Consider the following 16,862-nt stretch of genomic DNA (forward strand, 5'->3'; position numbering starts at 1 on the left):
CGCGCCGCCGGACGGCCACCCGTCAGCCGTGGATCACATCTTCTCGCGCGGGTCGAAGCTGGACCCTGTGTTGTTGACCTCCGGCAGGATGTCATCCCCCACGCCGTCGGCCTGGACGGCGATGCGCTGGCCCACCGGTGTGGGGGTGTGCGCGAGGGCGGCGGGCGTGAGTCCGGCGGCGCCCAGGGCGGTCGCGGCGAGCAGCGTCAGACCGAGTGCCGCACAGGCACGGGGCAGCTTGAACATGAGGGGTCCTCCTTGACGTTCACCACCGGTGGTCTGCCGGTGGGTCGAGCGGGTGGTGCGTGGCCGCTGACGGGTTCCGTCAGCAGCAGAGGGGAATGTCCTTGGTGTGCGCGGCGCTCTCGATCCCCGTCAGTACGCCGCGGAACTCCGGTGCCGTCGCCGTGGCGAGTTCGGCGGGCCAGGCCGCGAGCAGCAGGGCCAGGACCACCGCCCGGGCGGCGCGGTGGTAGAACGGGCCGGTGACGGCCCCGCCGGACGTACGGACACCGGTGGGGCGGCTGGCTGCGTGCGGCATGCGGAGCGTCTGCTTTCGTCGCGGAGAGGAACCGATGAGCGGTGTCGGGAAGGGGCGCCGCCCGTTCCCGCGCTGTCTCCTCCGACGTTAGGCGCCGGCGATCAACACGATATCTGCAACTGATCTACGGCCGCGTCTATCGCCCGTCGCCGGCTCGCCTGCTCGCCTGTCGCTTGCCCCGCCCCGCCTCGCCTATCGCCCGCGGTCGGCGGGCCCGGCGGCTCGCGCGCGGCCGGCGGCTGACCCGGCGGCAGCCTGGCCACCCGCGGCAGGGAGCAGGCTGCTGCGCTGGCCGAGGCAGCGCAGGCTCTGCCGGAACGCCCACACGGCCCGCTCGGTGCGCCCGGAGCGCTCCAGCAGTTCCCCGAGGTCGTTCCAGGCGGAGGCCGCCTGTCGGTCCGCCTCGGAGGCCTCCAGCAGCAGCGCGGCCCGCTCACAGCCGGCCTCGGCTGCCGCGTCGTCGCCGAGCTGCAGTTGGGCGCCCGCCAGCACCAGGAGGGTACGCGCGGTCTCCAGCCGGTGACCGGAGCCCAGCAGTTCCAGGGCCCGCCGGGCATGCTGCTCGGCCTGCCGGGGGTCGGACTCCAGTAGGCAGGCGCGGGCGAGCGCGGTCTCGCAGTACGCCATGTCCACGGTGCTGCCGTGGTCGGCCAGCGTCTCGGCGCTGCGCACCAGCTGCGACTTGGCCTCCGCGATGTCGCCGGACTCCGACTGCATCAGCACCGACGCGTACGCGTTGCGCAGCCGGGACAGCGCCCGGGCGTCGTCGCCCTCGGAGTAGATGGCCAGGGCGCGTTCGAGCAGCAGCAGGGCATCTGCGGAGGCGCCGCCCCGGTGCGCCACCACTCCGGCGTTCCAGTAGGCGGCGCCCAGGGCCTTGCGGTCGTCGATGCCCTCCGCCTCCTCGATGGCGGTCCGGGCCAGGGCGGCCGCGCGGTGCAGGTCGCCGCGCTCGCAGTACAGCCCGACGAGGGTGGCCAGCAGTTCGACGCCCAGCACGGTCGGGGTGAGCCGGAGCGCGCGGGCCTCCTCCAGGGTGGCGTTGGCCAGGTCGATCGCATGGGCCAGGTCGCCCGTCTCGCGGTAGCAGCGGCACAGTGCCACCGCCACCGCCAGCCGCGGGATCAGGGACTGTCCGTATCCGGCGTGGTCCAGCAGCGCCTGGTAGCGGTCGGCGGCCTCCTCCAGCCGGCCGCCGTGCTCCAGGGCCTGGGCCACGCCGTACTCGGCGGACAGCCGGATGCCGTCCTGCCCGGCTGCGGCGGCCTTGTCGCGGACCGCGGTGTAGGTGTCCAGGGCGGTCTTGGGGTCGCCGTTGCGCAGGCTGATCTCCGCGTAGCGCAGGTCGGTCTGGAGGGTGTCGTGCCGTTCGGGCGCCAGCAGTTCCAGCAGCTGCTCGGGGGCGCAGCCGAGCCGGGCGGCGATCTGTTCCAGGACCTCCGGGGAGGGGGTGCGCTTGCCCGCCTCCAGCAGCGAGATGTAGCTCGGGGAGAGGTTGTCGCCGGCCAGGTCCATCTGCGACAGGCCGGCTTCGCGGCGCAGCCGGCGGATCCGTGACCCCAGAGTCTGCGATTCCGCCATGACGGCTTCCCCCTATTGTGACTGACGGCAGGACTTCCCGAGTGAATATAGTGAATATACTCGGTCAAGGCCAGGGCGGCCCGGGCGGTGCCGCCGCCCCGAAGCCCGCCCGTCTAGCCGGCGGCGAGCAGCCCCCCGAGCCCGTGGGCCCGCTCCACGACGAAGCTCTCCGCGCGGTCGGTTCCGCTCAGGCTCCCGTGGAAGCGGTCCGCGGCCTCCACCGCAGCCAGGTCGACGGGCCGGAAGCCGGGCCGGGCGGCGGCGAAGGGTTCCAGGGCGCGCCGCTTGGCGGCGGAGTGCGCGGTGATGTCCACGAACACCTGCGGGGCGAAGCGGGAGAACGCCGGGGTACGGGTCTCGCCCGGCCGCATCCCGTAGAGGTCGACGCGGCAGGTGCGGGTCGCGGCGGCGGCCGCCCGGGCGGTGAGGCGGTGGTCCGCGTGGCCGTCGCCGCTCCAGTGGGTGAGCACCGCCCGGGGGGTGAGCTCGGCGATCAGCCGGTCAACGGCGGCCACCAGGGCGATCTCCCCGATGTCGGCGACCTGCCGGTTCTCGCCGCGGGTCGGCCAGCGCAGTTCGTAGCCGAGGGTCTCGGCCGCCCGCTCGGTGTACCGGGTGCGCCGCTCGCCCTGCGCACCGGACTCGGGCAGGGAGAGGACGGCGGTGACCACCCGGACCCCGGACGAACTGAGGCGGGCGATGGTGCCCCCGGCGGCGATCTCCGCGTCGTCGGGGTGGGCGACCACCACCAGTACGGTGGCCGGGTGGTGCCCGGCGTCCGGTGCGGCGGCGGGGGCGCCGCTCACACCTGCCATCCGTAGAAGGCCACCGTCTTGTCGATCTCCTCGGCGGGCAGCCGGGCGTACCAGTCCAGGGTCTCCGCGAGCGAGGTGGTGTAGTCGCTCAGCCGCGGCTCGCCGAGCACCTCGCGCAGCTCGGTCATGTCGGCGGTGAGGACGGTGCGCGGCACCTCGCCCGGGCGCATCGGCAGGTGCCGGATGCCCGCGGCGTTGCCGAAGTGCTCGTTGACCGAGGCGGCCACCTCGTTGACACTGACGCTGATCCCGCTGCCGCAGTCCGGGATCACGTCGGTGCGCTCGGTGCGGGTGAAGCGGATGGTCATGTCGGCGAGGTCGTGGGAGTAGACCATGTCGACGATCTGCTCGCCGTCGCCGTAGACCTGGATCGGCAAGCCCCGCATGGCCTGTGCGGCGAAGGCGGGGACGATCTTGCGGATGGGGAGCAGGGCCTGGCCGGGGCCGTAGGCGTTGTAGTAGCGCAGGGAGCAGATGCGGCTGGGGCCGGACTCGTTGGCCATCTGGGCGAAGGACTCGGCCGCCGCCTTGGTGATGGTGTAGGTGTTCAGCCAGACGTTGGGCTTGCCGGGGTAGAAGACCCGGGGCACTCCGCAGGTGCCGGCCGCCTCGAAGACCTTGACGGTGCCGCCTATGTTGACGTCGATGGCTTCCTGCGGGGTCTCCTGGAGCTCGGAGGTGCCGAGGACGCCTGCCAGGTGGTAGACCTCCTCGGCGTCCTGGAAGGTCTTCATCAGCAGTTCGGAGTCGCGGACGTCGCCCTGGACGAAGCGGGCGTCGGGGCGCAGGCCCTTGGTGCCGATGGGCTTCAGGTCGAGGACGGTGACGTCGTGGCCCTCCTCGATCAGTCGGCAGGCGATGGTGCTGCCGAGGAATCCGCTTCCGCCTGTGACGACGGCTTTCATGAGGTCTCCCTGGTGCTGGTGCGCGGGCGCGGTGGGTGAAGGGTGTGCGTACGGGGGGCCGGGCGGCCGGGGCTCAGGGCCGGGCGCGGTGGCGGGGCTCAGGGCCGGGGCTCAGGGCCGGGCTCGGCGGCGGGTCGCGTGGCGGGGGTGCCCCATTCCGCGTAGCGGACGGCGGTGCCGCGCAGCGTGGCGCCGTAGCTGCCGAGGTTGTCCACGACCGCCGGCGGGTCCGCCAGCGCGGCGAGGCGGGCGGGCAGGTCGCCGTAGAGGTCGTGCGGGGTGACGGCGACCAGCGTGCCGAGGCTGCCCAGGTCGTCCGGCCAGCTCAGCGGCCTGGCGCCGGTGAGGGAGGTGATCTCCTCGGGGGTGAAGTACGGGTCGTGCAGCAGCACGTCGGCGCCGCGGGCGAGCAGGTGCTCGGCGAGCCGCCGGGCGGGCGATCCCTCGACGATCCGGGCGTTGGGCGCGTAGCTGAGGCCGAGGATGCCGATGGGGCCGTCGGCGATCCGGAGGATCGATTCCGCGACCCGGGCCGGGTGGTCCCCGTCCCAGGCCATCGCGGCGGCGACCAGCGGCAGCAGGCCGTCCTCGGCCGGACCCGGGCCCTCGCCCGGGCCCTCGCCCGCCCCGTCGACGGCGAACCGGGGGCTGAGCGGGATGCAGTAGCCGCCGATGCCGATGGAGGGGTGGAAGGTGGGCACGTTCCACTTGGTGCCGGCCAGCCGCAGCACCTCGGGCACGTCCAGGCCCGGGTACGCCTCGGCGAGCTGGTTGGTCAGCACCAGGTCCAGGTAGCGGTAGAGGTTCTCCACCGGCTTGGTCAGCCCGGCGTGCCGCGAGTCCGGCGCGGGATGGACGACCTCGCTGATCGCCTCGTACAGCTCCCGGGCCAGGGGCAGGGACTCCGGGCGGGCGGTGCCCACCACGCGGGGCAGGGTCCGCAGGTTCATCTCGGGGGAGAGCATCCAGTCCCGGCGGGGCGCGGCCACCAGGTGGAGCGACGGATCGCTCGCGGGGGCCGCGCCGAGCGCGGCGGGCACCAGTTCGTCGAGCCAGCGCAGGCTGACCGTGCTCTCCAGGGCGATCAGGGTCTCGCCGCCGGTGCGGGCCCCGGCGATGGCGGTGAGCACCTCGGTCAGCGGCCCGGTCACCGGCCGGCCGTCGCGGTCGGTGTTGACGCAGACCAGGTGCACCCGGGCGGCGATCGCCGCGGCATCCTCGGGGGACGCCGCCCGCAGCCGCCCGCCGGAGCGGGCTTCGGCGAGGGGGATGACGTCCTCGAAGCCCGGCAGCGGCACCACGCCGGCGTTGATCTGGCTGACCCGGTTCCTGTCGGTGTCGAGCACCGTGCAGGGGAATCCCGCTCCGGCCAGGGCGCACGCGGCGGACAGACCGATGTAGCCCGCCCCCCACACCGTGACGGACTCCGTCCGGTCCTGGAGCGCCACCGACAGCGGGCGCGGGGACGTCGAGGGCTTCATCGGCCTTGCTCCCTTGGGTCGAATCTAATTGACTTGATCATATGGAGAGATTGACAAGCTAGTCAATATTCCAGTCACAAACGAAGTCAAAAAAAATTACACCGGGTCCAGGTCCAGGTCCCTGGTGACCCCGGTGGCGGCCGCGTTCTGCAGGGTCAGCCGCCCGGAGGCGGCCTCCTTCTCCCCCACCAGCGCGAACCACTGGCTGGGCCGGGCCGGCACCCGGCGGAGCTGGCGCCCGAGCCGCCGGGGCTGCCAGTGCTCCAGCACGTCGTACCCGGCTCCGCGCAGCCGCCGGGCGACGGCCATGAAGGTGCGCAGATCGGCGGAGGGCATGCGCATCAGGTGCACGCACTCCGCCTCGGGCACCGGCCCCAGCTCGGCCAGCAGGTTGACCGAGGCGCTGGTGCTCCAGCAGCTGCTCAGCCCGATGTCCAGGGTGCGCACCATGTGGTGGTAGCCACCGCCGTCCCCGAGCGTGCGGCCGTCACCGGTGCGGGCCAGGAAGCACAACCCGGCCTGGTACTCCGGCGCGTGCTCCCAGTCGAGGGCGAACTCCACCCGTACGCCCAGCTCGTGGGCGATCGCCAGGACGGTCCGCAGATGGGCCATCCGCTCCCCGGTCACCGGCTCCGCCGCCGCCACCCGGTCCGGGGCCTCATGCGGCGGCAGGCCGCGGCAGAGCGCGGAGAGCCGGTCCAGGCGCCGCAGGAAGCCCGCGGGGGACGGCGGAGCGGGCTCCGCCTCCCGCGGTTCCCCGGGCGGCAGCACCTGTGCGGCGTCCTGCGGCTCCCCGGGCTCCGGCGCCGGCCCGCGGCGGCGGTGGTGGAGCGCGTTGCGGGCGGCGGCGGGGCTCAGGCCCTCGTCGGCGGCGATCGCGTCGAGCACCCCGTAGTCGCAGTACTCCAGCCGCCCCCCGGCGGCCGGGCCCAGGACCTCGAAGAGCTCCGCCCAGAGCCGCAGCAGGGTCAGGTCGGCGGCGAGTTCGTCGGCCTCGTTGCAGATGACCGCGACCGCCTGGCTCCAGCCCCGGTGCCGCTTGCGCCGGTACCGGGCGATGGGCACGCAGGCGGCGCCGAGGGCGCTGGCGCCGCCGGTCAGCCGTCCCGACCCGGCCAGTGCCCGCAGTACGGCCACCAGCGAGTCCGCCGTCAGGGCGAGGCGCCTCCCGGAGAGGTCCTCGAAGGCGAAGATGCGGCCGGTGGCCGCGGAGCCGAACTGCTCGAAGGTCTCGGCGTAGCCGACCGGCGCCACCGTGACGGGCGCGAAGCCGAAGCTGCGCGTCACCGACCGGAACATCGACTCGGCCCACACCCCCTGTGCGGCCTCCTCGCCCACCAGATCGCTGAACCCTCGGGGCAGCGCCTCGAACGCGTAACTCATGTGTCGTCCCTCCCCTGGGAGCGCGCTCAGCGCAATGACAGTGATCCGGTGCGGACGGTGTGCCGCAGCGCTCTGGTCAGCAGCAGCCAGGCCAGCAGCCCCCAGCCCGCCGCGACCGCGGCCTCACCGGCCACCGCGCCCAGGTCGAGCGGACCGCCGGCGGCCAGCGTCCGCGCCGCCGACAGGCCGTGGGTGAGCGGCAGGATCCGGGCCAGCAGACCCGCGGCGCCGGCCTGCGGCACCGCCGTGGTGACGCCGGCGAGCAGCATCAGCACGATGGTGGTGCCGGCGGTCAGGTACATCCGGGAGCCGGGCCTGCGCACACTGACGCTGGTCATGCACAGGGCCAGGCAGTAGCAGGAGAGCGTGCTCAGGCAGAGCACGGCGAGGATCGCCGGCAACGCCGCCCAGTGCAGCGGCACCCCCAGCAGCGGGGAGACCACGCAGAGGGCGATGGTCGAGGTCAGCAGACCGTCCGCCATCCAGTGCAGACCCCGCGAGGCCAGCACCAGGAAGGTGCTGCCCCGGCTGAGGAGCAGGAACTCCAGGGTGCCGGAGACCCGTTCGCCGACGGTGGAGGAGACCACGCCGAGCGAGCCGAGCGGCCCGAGGATCGCGGCGTTGCCGAACGCGAGGTAGGCCTCGGCGGAGGGCGAGCCCACCAGCCGGCCCAGGCTGGCGAAGAACAGCACCTGGCAGATCAGGCGTACGGTCCAGCCGAACAGCCAGGTCCGCAGCGTGAACATCGCGCGGTAGTCCTGGAAGCTGGCCAGCGCGCCGTAGGCGACCTGGCGGCCGGCGGCCCGGAGCCGGGCGAGCGGCGAGGCGCGCCGCCCGGAGACCGGATCCGGGGTGAGGTCGCCGCGCGGGCGGCCGGGAACGCGACCGGGGAGGCGTTCGGGAGCGAGCTCGGTCATTGGAGAACCACCCGTCCACTGCGTACGAAGGACAACACCCGCCGGACGGCCCACAGTCCGGCGGCCATCTGGAGGGCGACCAGGGCGCACAGCACGGCCAGCCGGGCGCCCAGTTCGGGCACCGGACCGGCGGCGGCGTCGCGGAGCAGTTGCGCGCCCCAGGAGAGGAAGAAGCCCCGGGCGATCCACCGCAGCGGTTCGGGGAGCGTCGCGATCGGCAGGATCAGTCCGCCCAGCAGGTAGAAGGGGTAGGTCAGGGCGTTCTGCAGGCTGCGGGCGGCGCGGACGAGGATCATCAGGCCGCTCATCAGCAGCGCGGTCGCCGCGACTCCGGCCGTCACGAGCGCCGCGACCAGCAGGGTGAGCCCCGGGCGTTCCACCCGGATCGGCAGCCCGAACACCCAGCGGCCGACGAGGAACATCTCGCCGAGCACCGGCAGTGCGAGCGAGGTGGTGAGCAGGGTCCGGGTCGCCAGCGCCAGCAGGTAGCGGGTCGGGGTCAGCAGGGAGAGGCTCAGGGTGCCCTGGGCCCGGTCGTCGTCCACCGCCTGCGAGGCCACGAACACCGCGTGGGACCAGGCGCCCATGAGGAAGGCGGTGAGGGCCGTGGTGGTGGCCAGCTCGCCCTGGTGGTGGGCCTTGAGGAAGTGGAAGAAGACCAGCGAGTAGAACGGGATCACCACGAGGGTGGCGAAGAGCTGGGGCGACCGCATCAGCATCTGTGCCTGGGCGCGCATGAAGTGGAGCATCAGAGCGCGAACTCCCGGTCGGTGATGACCGTGCGGTACAGCTCGGTGAGCCCGGGCGGCGCCACCGCGATCTCGGTGGCCCGCGTCTCCACCAGCACGGCCAGCGCCGCGGACTGGGCCTGCGCGCCGTCGAGCCGGGCGGTGAGACTGCCCTGCTCGGTCACCTCGACGGTGCCGGGCAGCTCCGCGATCCGGGCGGCGGCCTGCGCCGTCACGCCCTCGGCGCGGATGGTGCGGGGCGCGCCGATGCGGGCCAGCAGCTCCCCGGCGGCGCCGATGCGCAGGATGCGGCCGTGGTCGATGAGGGCGATGCGGGTGCAGACGTCCTGGGCCTCGTGCATGTCGTGGGTGGTCAGGATGATGGTGCAGCCCGCCCCCTTCAGCTCGTGGACGAGCTCGCGGAAGCCTGCCCCGGCGTGCGGGTCCATGCCGTTGGTGGGCTCGTCCATGATGAGCAGCGGGGGGCGGCTGAGCAGGGCCCGGGCGAGGTGGACCCGCTGCACCATGCCGCGGGAGAACAGCTCGACGCGGTCGTCCGCGCGGGAGCCCAGCCCGAAGCGCTCCAGCATCTCGTCGGTGCGCTGCCGGGCGGTCCTGCTGCCGAGGCCCTGGAGGGCGCCCCAGTACAGCAGGTTCTGGCGCGCCGTCAGCCGTCCGTAGAGGCCGCGGTCGCCGCCCAGGACCAGGCCGATCAGGCGGCGGACCTCCTTGGACTGGCGCACCACGTCGTAGCCGCCGATCCGGGCGGTGCCGGAGGTGGGCAGCAGCAGGGTGGTCAGGATGCGGGAGAGGGTGGTCTTGCCGGCGCCGTTCGGGCCGAGCAGACCGAGCACCTCCCCCTCCCCGATGCTGAGGGTCACCCCGTCCAGCGCGGTGACCCCGGCGCCCCGGCGGGGGGTGAACACCCGGCCGAGTTCCTGTACGTCGACGATCGCCATGGTTCAGCTCCCACTGCCGGCGGGGACGGCGCCGGCGGCCGCGTGAGTGGGTGCCCGGGGGGACGGTGCCGGGGCGGGGGCCACGGCCGGGGCCGGACGCTCCTGCCACGGTGCGAGCGCGGACAGCGCGGCCAGCGCCGCCTCGTGGTCGGCGGGGTCGACGAGTTCACCGGAGACCAGCAGGAAGTCCGCGACCGGGGTGCGCCGGAGCAGCACCCCGCCGAAGTCGTGGTCCTCGACCGCGTCCCCGGCGCCGCGCCGCAGCGGTTCGGTGAGCTGGAAGCCGTAGTGGCGCGGCTCCTCGGCGGCGGGGCCGGCGGCGGCCCGGCGGGCGCGTTCGAGGCGGGCGGGCTCGCGCAGCCCGTCCACCAGCTCCGCGGGGACGGCCGAGGCCAGGGCCGGGTAGCCGGCGGCCTTGGCGCACAGCTCCTCCAGCTCCGGCGCCAGCGCGTAGTCGGCGGCGGCCCGGGCCAGCGCGGCCGGGTCGGGGGCCGCGGGCGAGGTGAGGACGCAGACCAGGTCCAGTACGTCCTTGAGGGTGAACTCGCGCTGGAAGCGCTCCTCCGCCACCGCGAGCACATCGGCGCACACCTGCTCGGCGGGCAGCTCGGGACGCAGCGGCACCGCCCGCTCGGGCAGTCCGCCGTAGGCGAAGGTGGTCACCTCCACGCCGCGGTCGAGGTCGAGCATCGGGTCCTCGCCGAGCCACCACACGGAGACCAGCAGGTCCCGCCGGCCGCCCTCGTGCAGCTCCGTCATCAGGGCCTCGCCCGCCTCCCGGCGGTCGAGCACCTCGGCCAGCACCCGCCACAGCGCCGCCTCGTCGGGCACGACGACGTCGAGGTCGCCGATCGAACGGAGCAGACCGGCCGGGTAGTAACGGGCCAGGGAGGGGCCCTTGACGGTGCGCGCCCCGGGTACCGCGCGGACCGCCGCCTCCAGTTCCCGGTAGAGGTCGGACCGCCGGGTCATCCGGGCCAGCTCGCCGCGGGCGCCTTCGCCCAGGGCCAGGCCCTCGCGCTCGGCCAGGGAGAGCACCAGGGTCGACACGACGGCGCCCTCCTGCCGCGCCCGGCGCAGCAGGTACCGGGGAGGGAGGTCGGGGTCGACCTCCAGCAGCTCGTACAGCAGGCCGAGACTGAGGGGGAAGGGGGAATGGGTCGGTGGTTTCACGGGGTCTCCTCCTGGTCCTGGGATGCGCCCGCGGCCGCGTCCTCGGCGCTGGGGCCGGCGCTGGGGCGGGGCGCGTGGCGGTACTGATGGGTGCGGCGCCAGCCGCGGGCCTCCAGGGCCGTGACCACGGCCCCGCTGCGGCCGGCCTCGTCGAGGCCGTGGCAGACGTTGCCGAGCAGGGGCAGCCCGAGGCCGTCCGCCACCTGGGCACAGGCCCGCACCAGGGCCGCGATCGCGGCGGGGCGCAGCGCGGCGTCGTCGATGAGGATGTCGACGAGGTCCACGAAGTCCGTTCCGCTGGGGTCGTCGTGGGCGTCGACGGAGAGGGTGGCGTGGCCGATCGGCTGGTCGCGGCCGTCGGCGTACACGACGAAGGTGCGCCGGCCGGGAGAGTCCAGCAGGGCGTCCACGGCGGCGCCGACCGCCTCCGGCAGGGTGGCGAGGCCCCGGCCGGCGGCCGCGGTGTCCATGGCCCGGCGCAGCCAGTCGTGGACGGCGGCGTCGTGTGCGCGGGCCTCGTCCGGGGCGACCGTCAGCCCGGGGGCCGGCGCGCCCTCGGGGGCGCCGGCCCCCGCGGCGGGCAGCGACAGGTAGCTCAGATGGGGGGTGAGTACGGGGTGCGGGTCGTCGGCGCCGGCCACCCGGACGATCGCCTCGGTGCACTGCGGGAAGCGGGCGAAGAGCGCGTCGAGGAAGGCCGGCGCCGCGCGCAGCAGCCTGGGGTCGGCGTGCTCCACCAGGCACTGCTCGACTCCGGTGAGCGGCTCGCGGTAGGCGCCGGCCACGTAGACCAGCCCGTCGCTCCGGTGCAGCAGCCCCGCCTCGTCGGCGGCGGCCAGATACTCGGCGGAGGCGGTCAGCGCACCGGGGTGCGTAGCGGCATCCGCCGGGGCGGGCGCAGACGCCGGAGCGGGCGCGGGCGCCGGAGCGGACGCGGGCGCGGCAGCATCCGCCGGGGCCGGCGCCGGGGCAGTGGCGGGCGGCAGGGCGCCGGGAGGGGTCGTCGGCATCGGGTCAGGCCGCCTCGGGACGGACCACGGCGACCAGTTCGCGCGCCACGTCGGCCGCCGCGGCGGCGACCTCTGCGGCGGTGACCCGGCCGAGGGCCTCGATCTCCTGCTCGGGCAGGGTGACCTCGGCCGCCAGCGCCCGGTCGACGGCCAGCGCGATCGCGGCCTCCTGCTGGGACTCGGCGCGCAGCACGACCTCCACCACGGCCTGCCGGACGGCTGCCGAGAAGGCTTCCTCGCCCGGCCCGTCCGAGGCGATCTCGGCGAGCAGCGAGCGGAAGGCGCCCAGGACGCGGGGGGCGTTGGCGGGTTCGGCGCCGGCCAGCATCCGCCAGGCACCGGTGTCGCTGTAGCTGCGGGACCAGGACTGGAAGGAGTAGGCGAGCGCCTCGTCGTTGCGGATGCGCGCGTAGAGCAGGGAGGCGGGGCTGGAGCCCATCAGGTGCCCCAGCACGTTGTAGGCGTGGCGGCGCGGATCGCCGAGGTGGGGCGCCCGGCTGCCGGCCTGCACCCAGCAGAACTCGTCGGGCCAGCGCTCCGGGATCCCGGTACGGACCGGGGGCGGGGTCTGCGGCGAGCGCGCGCCGAGCGGCGGCGCGGCCGGGAGGGCGCCGAGGCCCGCCTTGTCGAGGGCGGCGAGCAGTTCCGAGGCCGGCAGTCCGCCGACGGCGCTCACCGCGACGGGTGCGCCGGCCAGGGCCTGGCGGTGGGCGTCGCGCATGACGTCCACCGTGATGCGGGCGATGCTCGCGGGGTCGCCCCCGACCGGCGATCCGAGGGGGTGGCCGTCGAAGAGCCGGGCCAGGAAGGCGTCCTGGACGGCGTCGGCGGGGTCGGAGGCCGCCGCGCTCAGTTCCTGGAGGACGACCTGGCGCTCGCGGTCCAGGTGGGCGGCGGTCAGTTCGGGGCGGAGCAGGGACGCGCCGATCCAGCCGATGACCTCCGGCGCGTCCTCGTTGAGGACCTGGGCGTGGATCACCAGGAGTTCGGGGCTGGTGAGGGCGTTGCAGGTGCCGCCGAGCCGTTCGACGCGCTCGCTCAGCGACGGGCCGCCGTCCAGCGGGCACGACATGACGAGGTGTTCGAGCATGTGCGTGGCGCCGGCGACTCCCTCGGGGTCGTGCCGGGCACCCGATCCGACGGCGACGCACACGGTCGTGGTGCGGCTGCCGGGGGTGTGGTCCACCAGTACGGGGACGTTCTGCGTCAGGAGCTGTTCGGTCACGGGAGAGGTCTCCGTCGCTGCGCGGTGCGGGCGGGGTGGGGCCGCGTTCGGTCCCGTCCCGAATCCCGCCGGGGCGCGCCCGGTACCGGGCGCGCGCGCACGGCCGGTGGGGAGAGCTGCGAACACGGCCGGGAGCGGGGCCGGATGCGGCCCCGCTCGCAGGGACCGTCAAGGGCCCGGAAATGCGGCGGCCGGGCTGCCGCCGGAGGTGATCCGGCGGCAGCCCGGCACTCGGCGTGCTTACTTGCCCGAGCGGACCTTGATCTTGTCGAGGCGGGGACGCATGCCGACAGCGTGGTTACGGGTCATGATGACTCTCCTTCATTGTGTGTGATGCCCCGCAAGGCGTTCGTTCCCTTGCGGTGAAGCGATATGACCATGATCTAGACCTGCGAGTCAAGCCCGATGTCAATATTGTTCGCGAGCGACTCCACAAGGGGCAGAGCAGCCACAACCTCCTCCGCACTCCTGAAGGTTGGCGATCGCCTCACCCACACGAAGGCAACTTGACTAGCTTTATTGACTCAGTTGCTCAGTTCGTGTCAATCTCGCTGTGACAAGCACGCGAATGTGAGGGGAATCAGTTGGAACGCCTGTCGGAGAGCCAGCACTCCCTGCTCCTGATCAAGCCGGACGGGGTCTCGCGCCACCTCCAGCCGTACGTCCTCGACACGGTGCGGGAGGCCGGACTGACCGTCCTGTGCCACCACCGGATCCTGCTGGACGAGGACGACATCCGCCGGGCCTTCGCCGACATGCGGCGCAGCGAGAACCCGCTGGAGCACCTCACCCTCGACCTCTGGTACGCGCACCGGCCCATGGAGGTGATCGTCGTCCGCGGGGGCGACGACACCGTGGAGACGGCCGCCACCGTCAAGCGCAAGGCGCGCGCCGCCTACCGCCTCGGCGTGTGGGCCAACGTGGTCCACACCCCGGACCACTGGGAGGAGTTCGCGCTCCAGCTCTCCGTCTTCGGGCAGCACTGCCCCGACTGCCGGGCCCTGCTGGCCGGCACCGACTTCGGGGACTACGAGGACGTCACCCAGGCCTACCCGCCCGGCATCTCGCTGCCCCCGCGCTGGCGCGACCCCGAGGCGCTGCGCGCGGTCGTCGAGCCGATGTGGCGCGACCCCTCCTCCTGCGTCTGGCGCCCCACCTATCCGCCCCTGTACGAGGCCCCGCGGCGCGCGGACGGGCCGCGCGACCACGTCGTGTGCGTCACCCGCTCGCCCAACCAGCTCTCCTTCGACAACCTGGTCGCCGCCGTGATGGCCGCCCTGCCCGGCATCGACTTCCCGCAGGCCTTCGAGGTGATCTTCACTTCGCTGCACCACGCCGAGTTCCCGCTAGCCGCCGGCACCCTCGCGGAGTGCCGGGGCTACGCGGACTCGCTGTGGGACACCGGCCTGCGCACCGTCATCCGCGTCCTGGACGAGGACTTCCGCTACCCCGCCGGGGACGGACTGCGCGGAGACGAGATGCCCGGGGACCTGCGGCCGGCCGTCCGGAAGGTGCCCGCGTGACCACCCACGCCACCCTGACCGGCACCCCGGCCGGCGCCCCCGCCGCTCCCCTGGCGGGCGCCCCCCAGCGGCTGGACGCGCTCCTCGAACGGGCCTGCGCGCGCTTCGCGGACCGCGTCGCCCTCGACGACGGGGAGGACGTCCTCGGCTACCGCGACCTCGGCGAGCGGGGCCGCGCCCTCGCCGCCGCCCTGACGTCGGCCGGCCTGCGGCGCGGGGAACCCGTTCTCGTCGCGGTGGACAACCGGTGCGGCGACCTCGTGTGCGAACTCGGCGCCTGGTCCGCCGGGGCGGTCGTGGTCCCGGTGCACCGGGACTCCCCCGCGCTGGTGCTGCGCGCCACCGCCGAACGCGTCGGCGCCCGGCTGCTGCTCGGCGACCCCCGCCACCGCCCCGCGGCCTGGGAGGACGCCACCGGCTCGGCCGGCCACCCCTGGATCAGCGGGATCGTCCAGGACCCCGCCGCCGGCGCTCCCGGCGGCCTGCCGGTCCCGCCGGCCGAACTGGACGCCGAGCAGGCCCTGGTGGTCTTCACCTCCGGCTCCACCGGCCGCCCCAAGGGCGTGGTGCTCTCCCACCGCGCCCTGCACACCAAGCTCCGGGCGATCGCCCGGACGCTGCCGTTCGGCGAGGGCCAGACCGCCCTGCACCTGCTGCACCTCAACTTCAGCTTCGGGCAGTGGACCTCGCTGCTCACCCTCGCGACCGGCGGCACCCTGCTGCTCACCCCGCGCTTCCGGGCCCGCCAGGTGCTGCAGCTCCTCGCGCGGCGGACCGTCGACCGGACCGCCGTCGTCCCCAGCATGCTGCGCCTGATCCGCCGCGAGCTCGACTCCCCGGACGGAACCGCCCTGGCGGCGCGGCTCGCCGCGGCGGGCTCCCCCGGCACCTGGATCTGCGGCGGCGAACCCCTGCCGGCCGGCCTGGGCCGCGGAATGCGGGCCCTGCTGCCGCACGCCGGGATCGCCGACGTCTTCGGGCTGAGCGAGAGCGCCACCTCCGACTTCATCCTCACCCCCGACCGCTACGACGAGGAGGCGGGCACCATCGGGCGCCCCTCCCCCGGCGTGGAGTACCGCATCATGCCTGTGGACGGCGCCCCCGGTGCCGAAGCCGGCGCCGAAGCCGAAACGGGTACGGCCGGTGAACTCTGGCTCCGTACGCCCCATCTGATGACCGGCTACCTCGACGACCCCGCCGCCACCGCCGCCACCATGGCCGGCCGCTGGCTGCGCACCGGCGACCTCGCCCGGCACCGGCCGCCGGACGGCCGGGTGGAACTCGTCGGGCGCGCCAAGCAGCTCATCGTGCGCGGCGGCGCGAAGATCTCCCCACTGGAGGTGGAGGCCGCGTACGCCGATCACCCCGACTGCGCCGCGTGCGTGGCCGTCGGTGTCCCGGACGCGCTGCTGGGCGAGCGCCTGCACCTGCTCTTCGTACCGCGCGCGGGCCGGATGCCCGCAGAGGAGGAGCTGCGGGCCCACGGGCGGCTCCGGCTGGAGGCCCACAAGGTGCCCGAGCGGGTGCACCGCGTCGAGCAGCCCCCGCTGGGACGCACCGGCAAGACCGACCGGGCGGCGGCCGCGCGCCTCGCCGAGGCCGCCGTCGCCGCACCGGGGGGTGCGGCATGACCCTGCTGGGCGTCTCCACCGGTGTGCTGGCCGACCGCACCGATCTGACGGGGCTGCTCGCCTACGAGCCCGAGGTCGTGGAGTTCTACAACTATCCCCGGTCGATGCTCGCCGCGATCGAGCGGTTCTGCGCCCGCCACGGCATCCGGCCCGCGCTGCACACGCCCGTCCCCTACGACGAGCCGCGCCCGCTGCGCCGGTTCGCGCCCACCGGCCCCGACCCGGACGAGGCGGCGACCGCGCTGCGGCTGACCGAGGCCACCGTCCGCTGCGCGGCCGACCTCGGCGCGCTCCACGTGGTGGTGCACTTCCCGAGCCCCTACCCGCCCTACCCGCTCGCGGGGTTCGACAGCTGGTGCCGCGACTTCCTCGACGCCGCCTGCGGGCTGGCGCGCGAGCACGGGGTCCCCGTACTGGTGGAGAACCTCTCCGCCCACCCGCTGCTGCACACCGCGGAGCACTACCGCGACGCGCTCGCCGGGCGCCCGGAGCTGGGGCTCTGCCTCGACGTCGGCCATGCGCACCTGCTCGGCCCGGAGCACGGGCCGCTCGGCTACGCCCGCGCCCTGGGCCCGGTCGTGCGCAGCATGCACCTCTACAACACCACGACCGCGCGCTACCCCGAGCACGGCCACGAGCCCGCCCACGCCGGCCAGTCTGCCGCCGACGGCTACCTGCCGCTGGCCGAGGTGCTGCCCGAGCTGCTCGATCTCACCGGCGCCCCCGCCGTCGTCCTGGAGCACCGGCCCCCGGCGCCCGGCGATCCGGAGCCGGAGCAGATCAGCCGGTGGATCCGCGCGCTGATCGGCCCCCGCCGGCCGGGCAGCTCCACACCGGACGGCCCTGGCCTTCGTACACCGGACGGCCCTGCCGTTCGTACGCCGAGCGGCCCTGGCCCCCGTACACCCGGCGGCCCTGCCGTTCGTACGCCGGGCGAGCCCGCCCGAACCGCGCCCACCGGACCTCCCCGTCCCGCCCACACCTGAGGAG

The 16,862-nt window shown here is 74.6% G+C and carries 16 protein-coding genes; 3 read left to right on the forward strand and 13 right to left on the reverse strand.

All coding sequences use genetic code 11. From position 1 onward, the window contains the following. Positions 1-33 precede the first annotated feature (33 nt). From AMK16_RS28285 to AMK16_RS28345, 13 genes are all read right to left on the reverse strand, one after another. Positions 34-246, reverse strand: a complete 213-nt coding sequence (locus tag AMK16_RS28285; RefSeq protein WP_073920155.1) for a hypothetical protein — start codon at positions 244-246, stop codon at positions 34-36. A gap of 79 nt (positions 247-325) precedes the next feature. Continuing rightward, complete coding sequence (locus AMK16_RS28290; RefSeq protein ID WP_073920156.1) at positions 326-541, reverse strand: hypothetical protein; 216 nt, start codon at positions 539-541, stop codon at positions 326-328. A 192-nt stretch (positions 542-733) separates the two neighbouring features. Continuing rightward, complete coding sequence (locus tag AMK16_RS28295) at positions 734-2,122, reverse strand: helix-turn-helix domain-containing protein (RefSeq protein ID WP_073920157.1); 1,389 nt, start codon at positions 2,120-2,122, stop codon at positions 734-736. A 113-nt stretch (positions 2,123-2,235) separates the two neighbouring features. Beyond that, entirely contained in the window at positions 2,236-2,937 is a 702-nt protein-coding gene (locus AMK16_RS28300; RefSeq protein WP_242438968.1) for a PIG-L deacetylase family protein, read from the reverse strand. Then, positions 2,925-3,842, reverse strand: coding sequence for an NAD-dependent epimerase/dehydratase family protein (locus tag AMK16_RS28305; RefSeq protein ID WP_008741300.1), 918 nt, complete (start codon positions 3,840-3,842; stop codon positions 2,925-2,927). Before AMK16_RS28305 ends, AMK16_RS28300 begins: the two co-directional genes overlap by 13 nt. 98 nt (positions 3,843-3,940) lie before the next feature. Continuing rightward, on the reverse strand, positions 3,941-5,323 hold the full coding sequence (locus tag AMK16_RS28310; RefSeq protein ID WP_242438969.1) for a UDP binding domain-containing protein: 1,383 nt from the start codon (positions 5,321-5,323) through the stop codon (positions 3,941-3,943). A 96-nt stretch (positions 5,324-5,419) separates the two neighbouring features. Beyond that, positions 5,420-6,706 carry an ATP phosphoribosyltransferase regulatory subunit gene (locus tag AMK16_RS28315; RefSeq protein WP_073920158.1) on the reverse strand — a complete coding sequence of 429 codons (1,287 nt, stop codon included), beginning with the start codon at positions 6,704-6,706 and terminating at the stop codon, positions 5,420-5,422. Between the two features lie 26 nt (positions 6,707-6,732). Continuing rightward, on the reverse strand, positions 6,733-7,623 hold the full coding sequence (locus AMK16_RS28320) for an ABC transporter permease (RefSeq protein WP_073920159.1): 891 nt from the start codon (positions 7,621-7,623) through the stop codon (positions 6,733-6,735). Continuing rightward, positions 7,620-8,360: an ABC transporter permease gene (locus AMK16_RS28325; RefSeq protein ID WP_158071260.1), complete on the reverse strand. Its 741-nt coding sequence runs from the start codon at positions 8,358-8,360 to the stop codon at positions 7,620-7,622. The genes AMK16_RS28320 and AMK16_RS28325 overlap by 4 nt, the downstream gene beginning before the upstream one ends. An 11-nt stretch (positions 8,361-8,371) precedes the next feature. Continuing rightward, on the reverse strand, positions 8,372-9,310 hold the full coding sequence (locus tag AMK16_RS28330; protein ID WP_073920160.1) for an ABC transporter ATP-binding protein: 939 nt from the start codon (positions 9,308-9,310) through the stop codon (positions 8,372-8,374). 3 nt (positions 9,311-9,313) lie between these two features. Continuing rightward, positions 9,314-10,483: a hypothetical protein gene (locus AMK16_RS28335; protein WP_073920161.1), complete on the reverse strand. Its 1,170-nt coding sequence runs from the start codon at positions 10,481-10,483 to the stop codon at positions 9,314-9,316. Next, positions 10,480-11,493: a hypothetical protein gene (locus AMK16_RS28340; protein WP_073920162.1), complete on the reverse strand. Its 1,014-nt coding sequence runs from the start codon at positions 11,491-11,493 to the stop codon at positions 10,480-10,482. The genes AMK16_RS28335 and AMK16_RS28340 overlap by 4 nt, the downstream gene beginning before the upstream one ends. 4 nt (positions 11,494-11,497) lie before the next feature. Next, complete coding sequence (locus tag AMK16_RS28345) at positions 11,498-12,718, reverse strand: M16 family metallopeptidase (protein ID WP_073920163.1); 1,221 nt, start codon at positions 12,716-12,718, stop codon at positions 11,498-11,500. A gap of 584 nt (positions 12,719-13,302) precedes the next feature. On the opposite strand from AMK16_RS28345, the gene AMK16_RS36380 reads away from it, so the two are divergent. Genes AMK16_RS36380 through AMK16_RS28360 form a run of 3 tightly spaced genes read left to right on the forward strand, consistent with a single transcriptional unit; the run spans position 13,303 to position 16,858 of the window. Further along, a complete protein-coding gene (locus tag AMK16_RS36380) occupies positions 13,303-14,241 on the forward strand; it encodes a nucleoside-diphosphate kinase (RefSeq protein WP_073920164.1) in 939 nt (312 codons plus the stop codon). Continuing rightward, positions 14,238-15,872 carry a class I adenylate-forming enzyme family protein gene (locus AMK16_RS28355; RefSeq protein WP_079191791.1) on the forward strand — a complete coding sequence of 545 codons (1,635 nt, stop codon included), beginning with the start codon at positions 14,238-14,240 and terminating at the stop codon, positions 15,870-15,872. Before AMK16_RS36380 ends, AMK16_RS28355 begins: the two co-directional genes overlap by 4 nt. Beyond that, a complete protein-coding gene (locus tag AMK16_RS28360; protein ID WP_073920165.1) occupies positions 15,869-16,858 on the forward strand; it encodes a sugar phosphate isomerase/epimerase family protein in 990 nt (329 codons plus the stop codon). The genes AMK16_RS28355 and AMK16_RS28360 overlap by 4 nt, the downstream gene beginning before the upstream one ends. Positions 16,859-16,862 lie beyond the last annotated feature (4 nt).

The organism is Streptomyces sp. CB00455, assembly GCF_001905445.1.
GTDB lineage: Bacteria > Actinomycetota > Actinomycetes > Streptomycetales > Streptomycetaceae > Streptomyces.

Excerpts from the sequence above, each read along its gene's own strand:
- AMK16_RS28285 (WP_073920155.1), bottom strand. The coding sequence starts at position 246 with ATGTTCAAGCTGCCCCGTGCCTGTGCGGCACTCGGTCTGACGCTGCTC.
- AMK16_RS28290 (WP_073920156.1), bottom strand. The coding sequence starts at position 541 with ATGCCGCACGCAGCCAGCCGCCCCACCGGTGTCCGTACGTCCGGCGGG.
- AMK16_RS28295 (WP_073920157.1), bottom strand. The coding sequence starts at position 2,122 with ATGGCGGAATCGCAGACTCTGGGGTCACGGATCCGCCGGCTGCGCCGC.
- AMK16_RS28300 (WP_242438968.1), bottom strand. The coding sequence starts at position 2,937 with ATGGCAGGTGTGAGCGGCGCCCCCGCCGCCGCACCGGACGCCGGGCAC.
- AMK16_RS28305 (WP_008741300.1), bottom strand. The coding sequence starts at position 3,842 with ATGAAAGCCGTCGTCACAGGCGGAAGCGGATTCCTCGGCAGCACCATC.
- AMK16_RS28310 (WP_242438969.1), bottom strand. The coding sequence starts at position 5,323 with ATGAAGCCCTCGACGTCCCCGCGCCCGCTGTCGGTGGCGCTCCAGGAC.
- AMK16_RS28315 (WP_073920158.1), bottom strand. The coding sequence starts at position 6,706 with ATGAGTTACGCGTTCGAGGCGCTGCCCCGAGGGTTCAGCGATCTGGTG.
- AMK16_RS28320 (WP_073920159.1), bottom strand. The coding sequence starts at position 7,623 with ATGACCGAGCTCGCTCCCGAACGCCTCCCCGGTCGCGTTCCCGGCCGC.
- AMK16_RS28325 (WP_158071260.1), bottom strand. The coding sequence starts at position 8,360 with ATGCGCGCCCAGGCACAGATGCTGATGCGGTCGCCCCAGCTCTTCGCC.
- AMK16_RS28330 (WP_073920160.1), bottom strand. The coding sequence starts at position 9,310 with ATGGCGATCGTCGACGTACAGGAACTCGGCCGGGTGTTCACCCCCCGC.
- AMK16_RS28340 (WP_073920162.1), bottom strand. The coding sequence starts at position 11,493 with ATGCCGACGACCCCTCCCGGCGCCCTGCCGCCCGCCACTGCCCCGGCG.
- AMK16_RS28360 (WP_073920165.1), top strand. The coding sequence starts at position 15,869 with ATGACCCTGCTGGGCGTCTCCACCGGTGTGCTGGCCGACCGCACCGAT.